We start from the raw sequence: 14,090 nt of genomic DNA on the forward strand, positions 1-14,090 counted from the left end.
GATATATCTCCTGGAATTAGGAAGGGAGAAGCTCGCAGGCTTCATCCGCAAGTTGTTAATAAGATGAAAAAGATATTAATTATTGAAAAACAGACGCCTGCGCGTCAACTTTTGATGCAATTGCTCAAAAAAACGCCGGTTCAACTCTTTTCGGTTGAAGATGGATCAGGTGCGCTCGAGCTTTTGAAAAAGCGCTCATTTGATGTGATCTTTAGTGACGAAAAGGGAATCGAAGCTCTTGCACGAACTGGGCGCCGTCCGTTAGGTACACCTCTCATCTTTTTGAAAGAACTCCATGAAAAAATGCGCAGCGATGTCGATGCGACGTTAGAAAAGCCTTTCGAAACTAGCCATTTAGAAAAAGTGATGGTAGAACTCAACCATCAAAAAAAGGCGCTTTCTACCGTCATTGCTGAAAGCCCTGCAATGAAACAAATTCTCAAGCGGGTCGAAAAAATTGCCAAGAGCCATTCGAACATTTTTATCTGCGGCGAATCGGGCACAGGGAAAGAAGTGATTGCCAGTATGGTTCACTCCTATTCGAAGCGAGCCGCCTCTCCTTTCATCCGAGTGAATTGTGCAGCTCTTCCTGAAACTCTCATTGAGTCCGAGTTTTTTGGACACGAAAAAGGGGCCTTTACAGGAGCCCACTCCAAGAGAATCGGCCGTTTTGAAATGGCTGATAAAGGAACCCTTCTGCTGGATGAAATCTCAGAAGTTCCCGCAGCTCTCCAAGCAAAGCTTCTGCGTGTTGTCCAAGAGCAAGAATTTGAGCGGGTCGGAGCGGCCGATCCGATCCACATTGACGTACGGCTCATTTCGACGTCAAACCGGAACATGCAAGAGGCAATTAAAGAAGGACACTTTCGTGAGGACCTTTACTACCGGCTCAACGTCATTCCCATTTACTTGCCACCACTGAGAGAGCGACCCGAAGATATTCTGCCACTTGCTGAGCATTTTCTAAAAGAGGTCTGCCAGAAAAACCAACTGCCACTTAAAACGTTTTCAAAGAAAGCCCAGCAAAAGCTCTTAGCTTGCAAATGGCCAGGGAATATCCGACAGCTTCGCAATGCTGTCGAGTATTCAGTTATCATGAACGAGGGTGAAGAGATCGAAGGCGATCATCTTGTCTTCGAAGAACCACAAAAACTTCAAGAATGCGTCGAATCAACCATTGGCTTGCCACTCAAAGAAGTTGAAAAACGGCACATCCTAGCGACACTTAAAGCTTGTCACGACAACCGTACCCATGCCGCAAAAAAACTCGGTATTAGTGTACGTACATTGCGTAACAAGCTCAAAGAATATCTTAGCACTTAACCCCAACGCATTTTAAGGGCTCTTCTTTATCAAGAATTTCTCCTAACTTTTTGGAAAGTTCAATGGTGCGCTTTAAAAAGGCTTTAAATTCTTCCGGATCTCTTTTTTCTTGAGCTTTGACGTATGCATTCTCATCAAAAATAAAAATAGGAGAAAGTTCTCCACGCCTGAGTTCAGCGCTTGCGAGTGTTCGGGAGATGTGACCATTAAGATCAACAAAGGGGTGAATTTTGATCAGTTCCATATGGACCCACGTCGCCAAATCCAAGGGGTTTGTCTTGCGTTGAATTTTTTGGACATACTCCTCACAAAACTTTGTCATTGCTGCTGGGATATCTTTCCAATCCATATATAGAGTGTCGAAACCTAAACTGAATACTCTAGCTTCTTCGTCGCTGAATTGTTTTAAAGTGGCAGAAGGATCTGCTGAGTCCTCGATGCGCTTAAGAAGTTTGAGGAAGGTTATGAGTGCTTTAGGCTCTTTTATGTGTACGTTTTGAGCGACTTTACTGTTATCAAGTCCGAAATTATCTTTAGGAAGTAAGATGATCGAATCCCGGTACTCTCCCGGAGGAATAGGAATACCAGAGCTATTAACCAGATCTTGTGCAAATAAGCTGTGGAGTTCGCGGATAAATTGTTCCATTTCCGTTGGAGTTGTGATCTTTGGGGGATTGCAAAGCAAGTTATCTTCGACGAAATTTAGAGCAGCCTTTCTATTTTCGATAAACTCAGAATCAATCCCTACAGTATAAGTATGGTTGCCAGAATGAGCCGCTAGGCCTCGCCCTTGTTGTTGATCGAAAAGTTCTGGAATCATTTGTTACTGAGCAAAATGCTTTATAACTGGAAAAAGATTTTGTTGGCGCTCGGGCAAACCTGTAAGTTCTTTTGTTGGAACGAAGGCGGCTGTGACTCTTTTATTGCTATTGTCAAGCCAACCATTCGTGAGTAGAGCGCGGTCAAAAGTATTCTTATTTTTGAACCAGGTTGGAAAATAAATATTCGTAGACATTTGAGATGACATAATTCCTCCAAAAAATTTTTGAAGGAATTATAACACTATTTAATAATAAAAAGAAGTGGTATTTTTTATTTGATTGCTAGCAAATGGTCTGGTAATACCCAGCATTAGCATGCGCACACTGCGAAGCAAGCTCAAAGAACACCTCAACACTTAACACCAACGCATTTTAAGGGCTCTTCACACTTGATGCCTTGGCATCGGGATGATATTTAGCCACAATATTATGCGTTCTTCACATTATCTATTTCAGATTGAATGCGAACAATAGCATCTGATATAGAGCCATTAGAAGAACTAATGATATCCTCGATCTTTTTCGCAACTTGCTCTGGAGTCCACCTCGTGATAGAATCTAATTCTTGGGTTGCTAGTGACATCACCTTTTGCATAAATAAAGGGTGTTGCGCTGGAGGAGAGTTCTCCCATAGAGCTTTAACCTTTGGAATTGCTTCGAGTTTTTCTTTGAATTTTTTTGCATACTGATACACATCAGACCAACCTGGATCAGGCATAAAATCCTCCCTTAATGAGTGATAATATCAAATTCAACAAATCTTGTGCCGCTCAGAAAAAATGTAGGGAACAAGACAGTCACAATGCTAAAATAAAACTTAATTATTTTTCAAAAAATTTTTTTTATATTGAGGCTTTAATTGTAAAATCAGCGTATCCGTAAAACGGTTTTGGTGCAAAAACTTCTTCTCCATGGAAAAAAGTCTGTTCCACTCCTTCCGGTTCTTAAAACTCAAGCTGCTACAAAATCGAGTCACGGTACTTTCCAGGAGGAATAGAAATACCAGTGCTATTGACCAGATCTTTTGCAAACAAGCAGTGGAGTGCGCAGATGACATAATTTCTCTGAAATTTTTTAAAGAAATTATAACGCTATTTAATTATAAAAAGAATTGATTTTTTTATTTAATTGCTAGCAAATGGTCTGGTAATACCCAGCATTAGCATGCGCACATTGCGTAACAAGCTCAAAGAATATATCAATCATGAAGTGTGATTTGCCTTGTTTGTGAAGGTGACTCGTTATCGAGAATCTGCTCCAATTTTGCAGTCAGGGCGATTGTGCGCTTTAAAAAAGCTTTGAATTCTTCCGGATCTCTTTTTTCTTGAGCTTTGACGTATGCATTCTCATCAAAAATAAAAATAGGAGAAAGTTCTCCACGCCTGAGTTCAGCGCTTGCGAGTGTTCGGGAGATGTGACCATTAAGATCTATGAAGGGGTGAATTTTAATCAGCTCCATGTGGACCCACGTCGCCAGATCTAAGGGGTTTGTTTGATCTTGAATTTTGTTGACGTAGTTGCTGCAAAACTTTTTCATCGCTGCAGAAATCTCTTTTGGATCCATGTAAAGTGTGTCGTAACCTAAGTTAAAGAGTCTGGCCTCTTCTTTGGTGAATTTCCTTAATGTTTCAGATGGGTCCTCAGATTCATTGACACGCTTAACAAGCTTCCTAAAGAGTTTGACTGCCGTCGATTCCTTTCGTTTTACATTTTCAGCGATTGCATCCGGTTTATGTCCAACATTGTCTCTTGGAAGCAAGATGATCGAATCGCGGTAGACTCCAGGTGGGATAGGAATGCCAGAGCTATTAACGAGATCTTTAGCTAGTAGTGCATGAAGGCTACAGATGAACTGTTCCATTTGCTCTGCAGTGTTGATTTTTGTGGGGGTGCAAAGCAAATTCTGTTCGACGAAAGTGAGTGCAGCTTGTCTGTTTCTTACAAATTCCCAATCAATCCCTAGTGAGTAAAGATTTTTACCATCTCCGACAGCTAATCCACGCCCTTGTTGTTGATCGAAAATTTGGCCAATGATTCCTTGCTGCTTAACACTTCTTAGGACTTCGAAAGCATGTTCATGACGCTGACTTACATCTTTGGTGTCTGCTGTGACTGCTAGGGCGGCTGTGACATTTTTACCATTGTAGTTCAGCCAAATGTTGGTAAGTAATGCACAATCAAAAATATTTTTTTCTTTGTACCAAGTAGGAAACAGGGTGTATGTGAAGGCTTTCTGGGGCCTTATTGAACTAAATTGGAGACTAAAAAATAAGGCTCCGATGGTTACAACTGTTGTTATAGGATAGGTCAGCGGGTTGATTTGGAAAGCAGTCATGGCAACGATTGTGAAAAAAGTTGCGCCGGTGAGCAGTTTTCCACTACGCTCTGGATTTTCCCTGATATCTTGAAATACTGTCTGAGATTTATTTAAAAATAATTGCACATCCATAACACCCTATAATTTTTAGTCGAAAATATTATAGCGTTAATGAAACAAAAAATTCAATGTTAACTTAGCATTTCATTAAATGAAGAGAAGTGAGGAAATTCTTCTTGAGAAACCTCTTCCATTTGAGGATGCTCTATCGAACAGACCAAGATGGGGTCGATGTTAGCACCTTGTAGAGAGCGGATTCCGCGGAGGGCATCTTCAAATCCCACCATTTTACCTGAGGCCTTGAGGAGCTCAATCGCTTTGAGATACCCATCGGGTGCAGGCTTGGGATTGTCGTAATCTTCTCGCGTCACCCAAAGGGGGATTTGTTTAAGAATCTTGAGGTGCTCTTGAATGAGCTCTACTTGCTCTCTTGTCGAATTAGTCACAACGCAGTGAGGGATTTTGGACTCTTTGACTCGATTGAGAATCTCTTCAGCACCTGACATCAGTTCGAGGCATCCTTGTTTGAGTAGTGCCTGATAGCAAGCGGTCTTTTCGCTGTAGAGAGTGTCCCATCCTTTTTTCTGAGCAAGTTCAGGCGCATGTGCTGTAATCATCTTGCGCAGTCCGGTCGAGCTTTTATGAGCTACAGCTGCAAATGCGGGAAAGTCCCATGGAAATGAGACGTCGTTTTGAAGCATCATTTGACGGTAGGCCTCAAAGTGAAGGTGTTCGGTGTTGACGAGCAAACCGTCAAAGTCGAAGAAGATGGCGTCGTATTCTAAAAAGTTCATGGGCGTTTCCAAGAATTAATGCCGATGACTGGACTCGAACCAGCACCCTATTGCTAAGAGCAGATTTTGAATCTACCGTGTCTACCATTCCACCACATCGGCGTGGTTATACCCCGGAATACGACCTACTCCAACCTGCTTGAATTTTTCTTTTCTTCTATCTTCCCCATGACAAATTTGCCCCTACTTTCATCAAGTATGCGTCCAATTTGTCATGTGCAATCTGTAGAAGAAAATCGTAAATTCCCTCAGATTCGACGAGGTCGTACTCCGGGGTTTAGGTAAACATTTTAAGGGCTACTGTTTTTTTATGCAAAAGCCTTCTGAAGAGTTTGCATGTGGCGCTCCGATTTCATAGCCGCGAAGAGCGGTTTTAAAGACTTCGGGCGGTGTTGGAAGGTCGTAGAAAGAAAGCATTTTAAGTTTCGGATGGGTGTTAATCGCGTCAGCAAGCTCAAGCCAGTCGCTATCTTGGACAAGGTAGCGGTGCTCACGTGAATAGTTGCGGAAGACGACAAACTCGAGCCCAGGGACGTTTTTTAGGGAGGGGGCTAGAGATTGAAACGCCTTTTTGGAGCTCTCTTCATCTAAATCGAGATGTAAGTGATAAAGCGTTGGGCAGGAAGCAAGACCTTCTAGTAAAACCTTGAGCGCTTCGGGATTGTCACACGGGCCATGAACGTGTAGCCATCGGATAGGCATTTCTGCAGCATGCTCTTTGACACAATCGTTAAAAGCCTGAATGAAAAGACCCGATAGAGGAAGACGCTCTAAGGGGTTTTCGTAGGAGTTTCCTCCTAAATGAAGCTGCAGGGGTTCTGCAGGATGTTTGTCTTGAATCTTTTGGATCAGTGTCCACGTCGTATCTTTCAGTTCATCTTGAATCTCTTGAAGAATGTCCGGATAGTTGAACAAATCACGGCTCACTTTGACTTGGCTCAAGCGGACGAGGCTGTTGAGATCTGCGGGAGCTTGCTTCGACACCATTTTAAGTTCAGCGAGAAGGTGGTTTCTCAAGGTAAGTGCACCTTGAACCTTCATGTGATCGTCAAACCATTTGGGAATTTCAATCGATGAATTGAAAAGAAGCGATTCTGAGCTTTTAATGGGCTGAGTGGGTTGGAGTGAGCGCAGTCCAAATTGCCAGATAAAGAGAGTCAGGTTCTTGATTAAAGGAATTTTTATGAAAAGGGTGAGCATCCCATCCCAAAAGGACTCGTAGAACTCCTGCTGTTTTTCGGTTTGGGTTTTGTATTCGGTTTCAGTCTTCGGTTTTTTTGTTTCTTCCACCTTTTCAGGGGGAGCAATCATAGCTAATTGTTGAAGTCTTTGGAGATTTTCTGCAGGACCAATTTGTAAACCACTCATAACAACCCTTGGTTTTGAAATAACAATAATAATAAAGTCGTTAATTATTGTTAATATTAATCGGAAATTAAAATATTATTTATATTCGACAGACATTAGGAATAAACCTTGAGGGGGAGCTGGTGGTGGGGCGAGACGGCGATCTTTTGCTTCGATAAGGTCAGCGAGCTCATTGAGAGAAAGCTTTCCGCGAGCGACATAGACGAGTGCTCCCACGAGATTGCGTACCATCTTGTAGAGAAATCCATCACCAGTAAATTCAAGACGAAATTTACCTTCTGCTTCAGGGACGTAGTTTAAAGCGTGCAGGGTTTTGATGGGAGAACAGGGTGTGCCTCGTTCATTTGCAAGGGAGGAAAAGTCGTGGGTGCCAATAAAATATTTGAGCGCTTTTTGAAGCATTTCGAAGTCCATATCATAGTAAAGGTGGGTGCGGTAACGACACTCGAAAGGACTGAGTACGGGAGCAGTGCAGATGTGATAGTGATAAGTTTTTTGCACGGCACTAAAGCGCGCATGAAAGTCTGCATCGGCTTTTTCTAGGGACAATAGGCGGATTTCTGAGGGGAGTTTGGCATTGACATCGTCTAAAATAGTAGAGGGAAGTTCTTTTTCGGTTTCAAAATGAGCGACCTGCTTTTTGGCGTGAACTCCAGCATCGGTGCGTCCTGAACCGATAACGGTGACAGACTCTCCAATCAAAAGCATAAAGACATCTTGTAAATGTCCTTGAACAGAAGAAGTGTTAGGTTGGATTTGCCATCCCCCAAATGGATAACCGTCGTAGCTTAGAGTGAGTTTATACTTAGACATAAACGAGTTGCTTGGCGACTTCGAAATCTTCGGGAGTGGTGATTTTTAAGTTTTCGTCTGATCCATAGACGATCTTAACAGGGTGGCCAATCAGCTCTGCGAGAGAGACATCGTCAGTTAAAGTGAGTCCATGCTTTTGGGCTTCTTTGAGCCCTTTTGCTAAAACATCTCGTCTGAGAAGTTGGGGAGTTTGGATATTAAAAAGGCGATGGCGATCAAGAGTTTTCTTGACCATGCCGTTTTCATCGACTTCTTTAACGGTGTATTTCATCGGAACGCCTAATGTAGCAGCACCGACGGGGAGCCCTTCATCGATAAGCTTGTGGATTTCTTCTTCTTGAATGAGGGGGCGAGCCGTGTCGTGAATCAGAACATAGTCGCAAGAAGGGGAAACGTGCGCAAAGCCACTAGCGACGGAATCTTGGCGCTCTTCTCCGGGGAGAGCAAATTGGATTGGTTTAAGGGGACTTTGTTCAAAAAATGTTTGAAATTGAGGTTTGCAAACAATGACGATTTCAGAAATTTGAGGAAGGGACAGGAAAAGGTCAAAGCTGTATTGGACAATAGGTTGCCCTTTGAGAGGGAGGTATTGTTTGGGAATCGGCCCTCCCATCCTGGATCCAGTTCCTCCTGCAAGCAGGATAGCAGCTATTGTTGGCGTTGTTTGAGTCATAAGGTGTTATGTAAAGGATCTGGGGATATAATGCCACTAATCTCAGAATGTGCCGTCTACAAAAGACGGCACTAAAAGGGGGAGGATATTAAGAAAGATGTTTATTGACTTTCTTAGTCATGTCAAACATGTTAATCGCTCTTTTGCTCCCAAATACTTTTGCGAGTTTTTCATCTGGAATGATGTTGCGCTTGTTATCTGGATCTTGTCTTTTGTGTCGCTTAATGTAAGCCCAAAGCTTTTTTGTCACTTCAGTTCTTGGCATTGGTCCTTTTCCAACGACTTCAGCCAGCTCAGAGCTGATCTTCATTGGTTGCATGAATTTTGATGGTGCTTTTTTGGCCATGTGTTTTCTCCTTAAAAAAAAACGGTTGTCAGAAGAAAGGGTTAAATGGTCATAACTTGTTCCCTTTGAGACCACTTGTAGCCTTCTTCGGGATTATTAGTCAAAAAAAAAAGCGTTTAGCAGAATTTTTTTCCCAGTGAAAATTGAAACGGAGCGCATAGGAGTTGCTCTTTTTTTTGACAAAGTGGCAGACTACTTTTTCCATTTTGGACAACTAAAGGGGTATTATGATAATCTTCAGTAAGATACTCATGAGCTATAGAGGCCTGATATTGAAAACGAAAAGTCTACTTGTAACACTACTTGCACTCTCATCGACACTGCAAGCAGCTGACCGAGACACTACTGTTCACCATGAAATTTCTCGCTTATCTGAACTTCTTTCAGACTTAACAAATGCGTCAAGTTACATTGAGAAAATTGCTCTTTTAGATGAACTTAGCGAAGTGCAAAGTTACTTTGCAGAAGCATCTCCTTTGCGCACTTTTTTAGCAGGACTCTCACAAGATTGTGAGTATACAATCAAAGCGACGTTTGCAATCAATCAAGGCCCTCATCTTTTTGATGTTCCCACAAATGTTGTCGATCCAGTTCCTTATTTTCGTCGATTACTTGATGAGCTTCTTGCGATTGATGACTTTTACCAAGACATTGGAGGAGTTGTTGGGTATCAATGTTTAGTCTTATCTTTTCTAGCAAAAACGGAAGAGGCTCAGGAAGAAGTCACATTTAAACCTCCTCAAGGAATAGATCTTTCAAAAGAAAATACGCCTGAAGTACGGCATGCAATTTTAGAAGGAATCCGCAACCAAAAGCATATGGCAGAGTTTTATCCTGTAGGTGGCGCTGCCGATCGCCTGCAATTGAAAGATGGTCAAACAGGAAAAGGACTTCCTGCAGCTTGCTTGATTTTTCAAGGGAAACAGCTCCTAGAAGGAATGGTACATGATCTTCAAGCGCGAGAATACCTCTATTACAAGCTCTTTGATGAGCAGATTCTCACACCGTTGGCACTGATGACTTCCAAGGTCAACAGAAACCATGATCACATTCAAGAAATTTGCGTGAAGAACCAATGGTTTGGGCGACCCCGTGATAGCTTCAAATTTTTCACTCAGCCATCAGTTCCTGTTTTCACTGAAGAGGGAAACTGGTGTTTAAAAAAGCCTCTGAAACTTCAACTTCGTCCCGGAGGACATGGAGTTATTTGGAAACTTGCTGAGGAAAAAGGAGTTTTCGATTGGCTACACTCGCTTGGAAAAAAGAAAGCGCTCGTAAGACAGATTAACAATCCGATGGCAGCTGTTGATTATGGCCTTGCGGCTTTTTTAGGCGTGGGACATGAAGAAAACAGAGCATTTGGATTTGCATCTTGCGAAAGACGTGTCAATGCCCATGAAGGAATGGTCGTTTTAAAAGAAAAAACGACACCTGAAGGAACCGTGATGGCTGTGACAAATGTCGAGTACTGCGACTTTGAAAAGAATGGGATTCAAGATAAGCCCAGAGATGAGACAAGTCCTTTCTCTCTTTTTCCCTCTAATACCAACATTCTCTTCGTTGACTTAGAAGCTGTGCAAGAAGCCATTCAACTCCTTCCCTTCCCAGGTCTTTTGGTCAATTTTCGTATGGGCACGCACTACCTTCCAACTGAAGGGACAAAAAAAGAGCGCATTACCCGATTGGAAACAACCATGCAAAACATTGCAGATGCTTTTGTCGTTCCTGCTGAAGATGTGGCTGCTGAAAGCTTGCCAACCTATGTGACGTTTAATGAGCGACGCAAGACCATTTCGACAACCAAACGGAAGACCGTTTCCGACGGAGAGCTTCTTGAAACTCCTGAGGGTTGTTTTTATGATTTCATGCAAAATGCCCAAGAGCTTCTGAGTGAAGATTGCGGCATGAAGCTACTTGAGGTCAGTGATGAGTCAGCGTTTCTTAGGAAAGGTCCCTCCTTTCTGATGAGTTATCATCCAGCTCTTGGTCCTTTTTATTCGATCATTCGTCAAAAGATTCAAGGAGGGGAAATTCGGTATGGATCAGAGCTCCAATTGGAAATTGCCGACTTAGAGATGAAAGGCCTATTTTTAGATGGCAGCCTACTCATTTTTGCCGACAATTTAATGGGTCACAAAGACCCTAAAGGTCAACTTGTCTACTCAAACCACACAGGGCAGTGCTCATTGAAAAATGTCCGCATTGAAAACGCGGGAATCGATTGGAATGCCGAGGATCACCTTTTCTGGAAACACGAAATCAAGCGGCGCTCTAGCTTGACAATCCATCTACAGGGGCATAGCCGATTTCAGGCTGAGAATGTAACCTTCAAAGGGGATCACACGATCGAGGTTCCAGATGGGGTCCATCTCATCGTGACAGAGCAAAATGGAGAGCTCCGCTATGAAGAGCGTCCGCTGAGCGATGATGAGCCATTTTGGACCTATCAAATCGAGTCCGACGAATCGATTCAGCTTCGTCGATAGTCCTCTCACCTGAATTAGAAAGAAATTAACGGTGTATGAAATATATGTCGTTCTCTGTCAGCAGCTTAAATCTTATTTTCTAACAAGATTAAGAGCGTTCTCGAACACTCTATAATCTGAATTCTGCCTTTATTTCCATCTCGTTTATAACTAATTAAATATTAGCGATTAATATCATAATATTAAAGAGTTGTAGTTTAATTTTGAATTATTGTTGAATTTAATTTATAATATTAATTAAGGAGAAGGTTCTATGTTGGGGAGATTTTAAATCAACATATGACCCTAGATGGAGTAGAGGTATCTAAAACCGCACTATAATATCGTCATTTAATACGACGTTTTTCTTTACCTCATAAATGCGCCAAACCAACCAAGCAGCTCTCTGTAAGCGACTTAAGGTTGTTTACTTTGAAATAGAAGTCTATGTGAGCTTCTGTGCGTCATATTGCATTTCTAGTTTCATTGTAAGTTGTTAATAATCAAATAATTGCATTTATAAAGTTAAGGAAGGGCGGAAAAATGGGTTACGAGATACCATCAGTCGGTGCTAATTTAATTCAAAGATTTAGAAATCAATTTTCTTCAGAAGAAGCACCTCAAGAGCAAATCCTATCAGCAAAAGAGCTGTTTACAAGACTAGCCACAAGTCCCACGTTTCTACACAATTGCCTCGTTGGTATGCATGTAGAGGACTTGGATAGCTCTGAAGTAGGATTGTATTTGTTACATTACCTCCATAAAGGAGCCAATTGGAGCTCCAAAGAGGCGACTCAAATGGGCCGACCCCTATCTTCCTTTAATCCACAAAGTTTACAGACATACCATCGTGAGTATCTTAGGCACGATATGTTATTTACGAAAGTTACCCGACATATTGCGTCTGAAGTCAACCAAGGTTCTCCAGTTATATCGGAAAGAGAGATCGGTTTATTAGGCAATGCCCATTTTAAAGAAAGTTTGGAAAGCTATGCAGATGTTTTTAATCTAACTGATGAAGCACAGATTGATGGGATTATAGATTTACTTATAGCTTCTACGGAAGGTAAGGAAGACGTTGTCGATGCACCTAAAGTTTACATTTTTGTAGATCAAATGATTGATCGCGAGTTGCCTTATGCAGACCGAATCAAGAAAGTGAAAGATCTGAATGAGGCTGTTGTGGGAAGAATGGAGGCCCGTTTGAAGGAGCGTGAAGTGCCGCCTAAACAAGCCACGGTAATTCGTTTCGGATTAAGTGTAGCCAGTCAGCAGGAATTCAAGGGTCTAACAACGTTAATTCTACCAATTGATAAGACGCCCCAAGCGCAAAGATTACATGGGTTCGACATACGTAAAAAATTCCTTTTTGACCACATCCCAACAGGAGGATATACACCCAGTATGACCCAATGTAGTGGTCTCATTCATAGTATTGAAGGCTCACAAGCTTTTGCAAATATTCGTCCAACTGGAGTCACAGTTGAACTGGAACAGTTTGCGAATCCAGGTGAATTTATGGACCATGCTGCGGTGCAAAACTATGCAGCTTTAGGTGCTGCTTTTCGATTTGCGAACAAAGCTGACCCGTCAGCTGTTGAGCTACTAAGTAGCGCGAATTATCGTATGCTAATGCATCTTGAGCCTAGTCTAGAAGTAGCTATGCAAGATCCTGCTAAAGCCAAACTCATCAATGCTTCTCTAAATCGATTAGCCGCCTTGATGAACCTATCTGCTGAGCACTGCAATAATCATACGACATTTTCGCTCTATCACGAGCTGATAAGTGAAGAAGTTCTTCTATTACTTAACATTTGCCAACCTTATCAAGAAGGCGCTTTTCATGAAATTTTTCTAGAAAACCGAGAGCATGGACTTGGTGCGCTTGATCCAGAGGTAGGGCCGGAGGCGCTTGCTCCTTTTGATCCAACCGTTGTGCCAATGCACAGTGGAATGGCGTGTGTTGATGGAATCGTAAGAAGTTTAAGACAAGATAAACCGAACTTGGGCATTGCTTGTCTTGACGACAACTATTTTGAGACATTTAACACCTTAGGTGAAATGTCAGGCACATCCATTGATGGAAAACAAAAGCCAAATTTCTATGCAATTGAGGCAACCGATATTGGGGGCAGTATTTCCAAGTTAAAAGCTGATGGCAAAGATCCTGATTTAGTATTTTTGGATCTTCGTCCTAGTCCATCAATGAAAGCTAAAAGTTATGATACAAAAGACCTCAACGAAATGACAACACAACTTCTTAAAGATAGAAAGGCTGAGACGCCTTTAACCCTTGCGGTTGATATAACCTTGGACAAAATGCACTCTAAAGAGTTTGAAGAGTTTTTGAATGAGCACCATCAAGCAATTGAAGATGGAAGGTTAAATGTGGTTTTATATCGAAGTGGTCACAAGTTTGACCAGTTAGGAGTCGATAAGTTTAATGCTGGATACATGCAGGTTTACACGACAAATGAGGCTCTTAGAGGGCATTTTGAAAATCTGGGTGGAACTCTTGAAGGATTAGATTACCAAGCTTTATGTCACTTTCACAAAAGTGCACATATTGAAATGCACCAGTATGTAAAAAAACATTACAAAAATACGAATGTTATCTATCAAAGGTTAGAGAGTTTAATTTCTAATCCAACGAGCTTCTTAAGTCTCACTCCAAAGTCGGATACGAAGTCTTATTATCTCGAGTTTCAGTACCCTAAAACGGGTCAATTAGCTAACCGAACTCAAAGTCTTCTGATGGACTTTACTATTGAGAGAGCTAAGCGTGCAGGTGTTAATTTAACATTTAGAGATAGCTTTGGATTTAATGAAAGTTCTATTGCTTCAATAGGCAGCCCAAGAACCCGTTTGTCTGTCGGGACGCACAGTCCTGAAGAGTTGGAAGTGATTGCTCAGATTTTTTCTGACTTCGAGCAGGCAGCCCAAGAAGCCCTAGTTTCTGTGGGAGAGTTGCCAAATCATGAAGCTTTCTCAGCAGGAGAATCCGAAAAAGAACAAGCTTTCTTGAAAAAATTAAAAGAAAATTTAGATAGATAGCAGAAAATCTTACGAAAAAACGGATCTCTATTGAGATCCGTTTTTAACTTCATCGC

12 protein-coding genes and 1 tRNA gene are annotated in these 14,090 nt (G+C 41.9%); 3 read left to right on the plus strand and 10 right to left on the minus strand.

Annotated elements, in window-relative coordinates; all coding sequences use genetic code 11:
* Positions 1-63: 63 nt before the first annotated feature.
* Complete coding sequence (locus ACOOFG_RS02955) at positions 64-1,323, plus strand: sigma-54-dependent transcriptional regulator (protein WP_420422154.1); 1,260 nt, start codon at positions 64-66, stop codon at positions 1,321-1,323.
* On the opposite strand, the gene ACOOFG_RS02960 is transcribed toward ACOOFG_RS02955, so the two are convergent.
* The 10 genes from ACOOFG_RS02960 to ACOOFG_RS03005 all read right to left on the minus strand — a co-directional run bounded on the left by ACOOFG_RS02960 (position 1,313) and on the right by ACOOFG_RS03005 (position 8,515).
* A complete protein-coding gene (locus tag ACOOFG_RS02960) occupies positions 1,313-2,143 on the minus strand; it encodes a Fic family protein (RefSeq protein WP_420422155.1) in 831 nt (276 codons plus the stop codon). The genes ACOOFG_RS02955 and ACOOFG_RS02960 overlap by 11 nt on opposite strands.
* 3 nt (positions 2,144-2,146) lie before the next feature.
* Entirely contained in the window at positions 2,147-2,350 is a 204-nt protein-coding gene (locus tag ACOOFG_RS02965) for a hypothetical protein (RefSeq protein ID WP_420422156.1), read from the minus strand.
* A gap of 221 nt (positions 2,351-2,571) precedes the next feature.
* Entirely contained in the window at positions 2,572-2,862 is a 291-nt protein-coding gene (locus tag ACOOFG_RS02970) for a hypothetical protein (RefSeq protein ID WP_420422157.1), read from the minus strand.
* Between the two features lie 480 nt (positions 2,863-3,342).
* Positions 3,343-4,593: a Fic family protein gene (locus ACOOFG_RS02975; RefSeq protein WP_420422158.1), complete on the minus strand. Its 1,251-nt coding sequence runs from the start codon at positions 4,591-4,593 to the stop codon at positions 3,343-3,345.
* 59 nt (positions 4,594-4,652) lie between these two features.
* Entirely contained in the window at positions 4,653-5,315 is a 663-nt protein-coding gene (locus ACOOFG_RS02980) for an HAD family hydrolase (RefSeq protein WP_420422159.1), read from the minus strand.
* Between the two features lie 19 nt (positions 5,316-5,334).
* Positions 5,335-5,417, minus strand: a tRNA-Leu gene (locus ACOOFG_RS02985).
* A 195-nt stretch (positions 5,418-5,612) separates the two neighbouring features.
* Complete coding sequence (locus ACOOFG_RS02990; RefSeq protein WP_420422160.1) at positions 5,613-6,683, minus strand: hypothetical protein; 1,071 nt, start codon at positions 6,681-6,683, stop codon at positions 5,613-5,615.
* A gap of 75 nt (positions 6,684-6,758) precedes the next feature.
* Positions 6,759-7,496, minus strand: a complete 738-nt coding sequence (truA, locus tag ACOOFG_RS02995) for a tRNA pseudouridine(38-40) synthase TruA (protein ID WP_420422161.1) — start codon at positions 7,494-7,496, stop codon at positions 6,759-6,761.
* Positions 7,489-8,169 (minus strand): 2-C-methyl-D-erythritol 4-phosphate cytidylyltransferase, encoded by a 681-nt coding sequence (gene ispD, locus ACOOFG_RS03000; RefSeq protein WP_420422162.1) that lies wholly within the window; start codon positions 8,167-8,169, stop codon positions 7,489-7,491. Before ispD ends, truA begins: the two co-directional genes overlap by 8 nt.
* Before the next feature lie 88 nt (positions 8,170-8,257).
* Positions 8,258-8,515, minus strand: a complete 258-nt coding sequence (locus ACOOFG_RS03005) for an SWIB/MDM2 domain-containing protein (protein ID WP_420422163.1) — start codon at positions 8,513-8,515, stop codon at positions 8,258-8,260.
* Positions 8,516-8,787: 272 nt separating this feature from the next.
* Here ACOOFG_RS03005 and ACOOFG_RS03010 point away from each other — a divergent pair, with 272 nt between their 5' ends.
* Together ACOOFG_RS03010 and ACOOFG_RS03015 are read left to right on the plus strand one after the other, a co-directional pair.
* The gene (locus tag ACOOFG_RS03010; RefSeq protein ID WP_420422164.1) at positions 8,788-11,001 is read left to right on the plus strand and encodes a UTP--glucose-1-phosphate uridylyltransferase; all 2,214 of its coding nucleotides are present in this window, start codon (positions 8,788-8,790) and stop codon (positions 10,999-11,001) included.
* 522 nt (positions 11,002-11,523) lie between these two features.
* A complete protein-coding gene (locus tag ACOOFG_RS03015; protein ID WP_420422165.1) occupies positions 11,524-14,034 on the plus strand; it encodes a hypothetical protein in 2,511 nt (836 codons plus the stop codon).
* The last annotated feature ends 56 nt before the right edge of the window (positions 14,035-14,090 follow it).

Origin of the sequence: Simkania sp. (assembly GCF_965215465.1) — a bacterium.
Taxonomy (GTDB): domain Bacteria; phylum Chlamydiota; class Chlamydiia; order Chlamydiales; family Simkaniaceae; genus Simkania.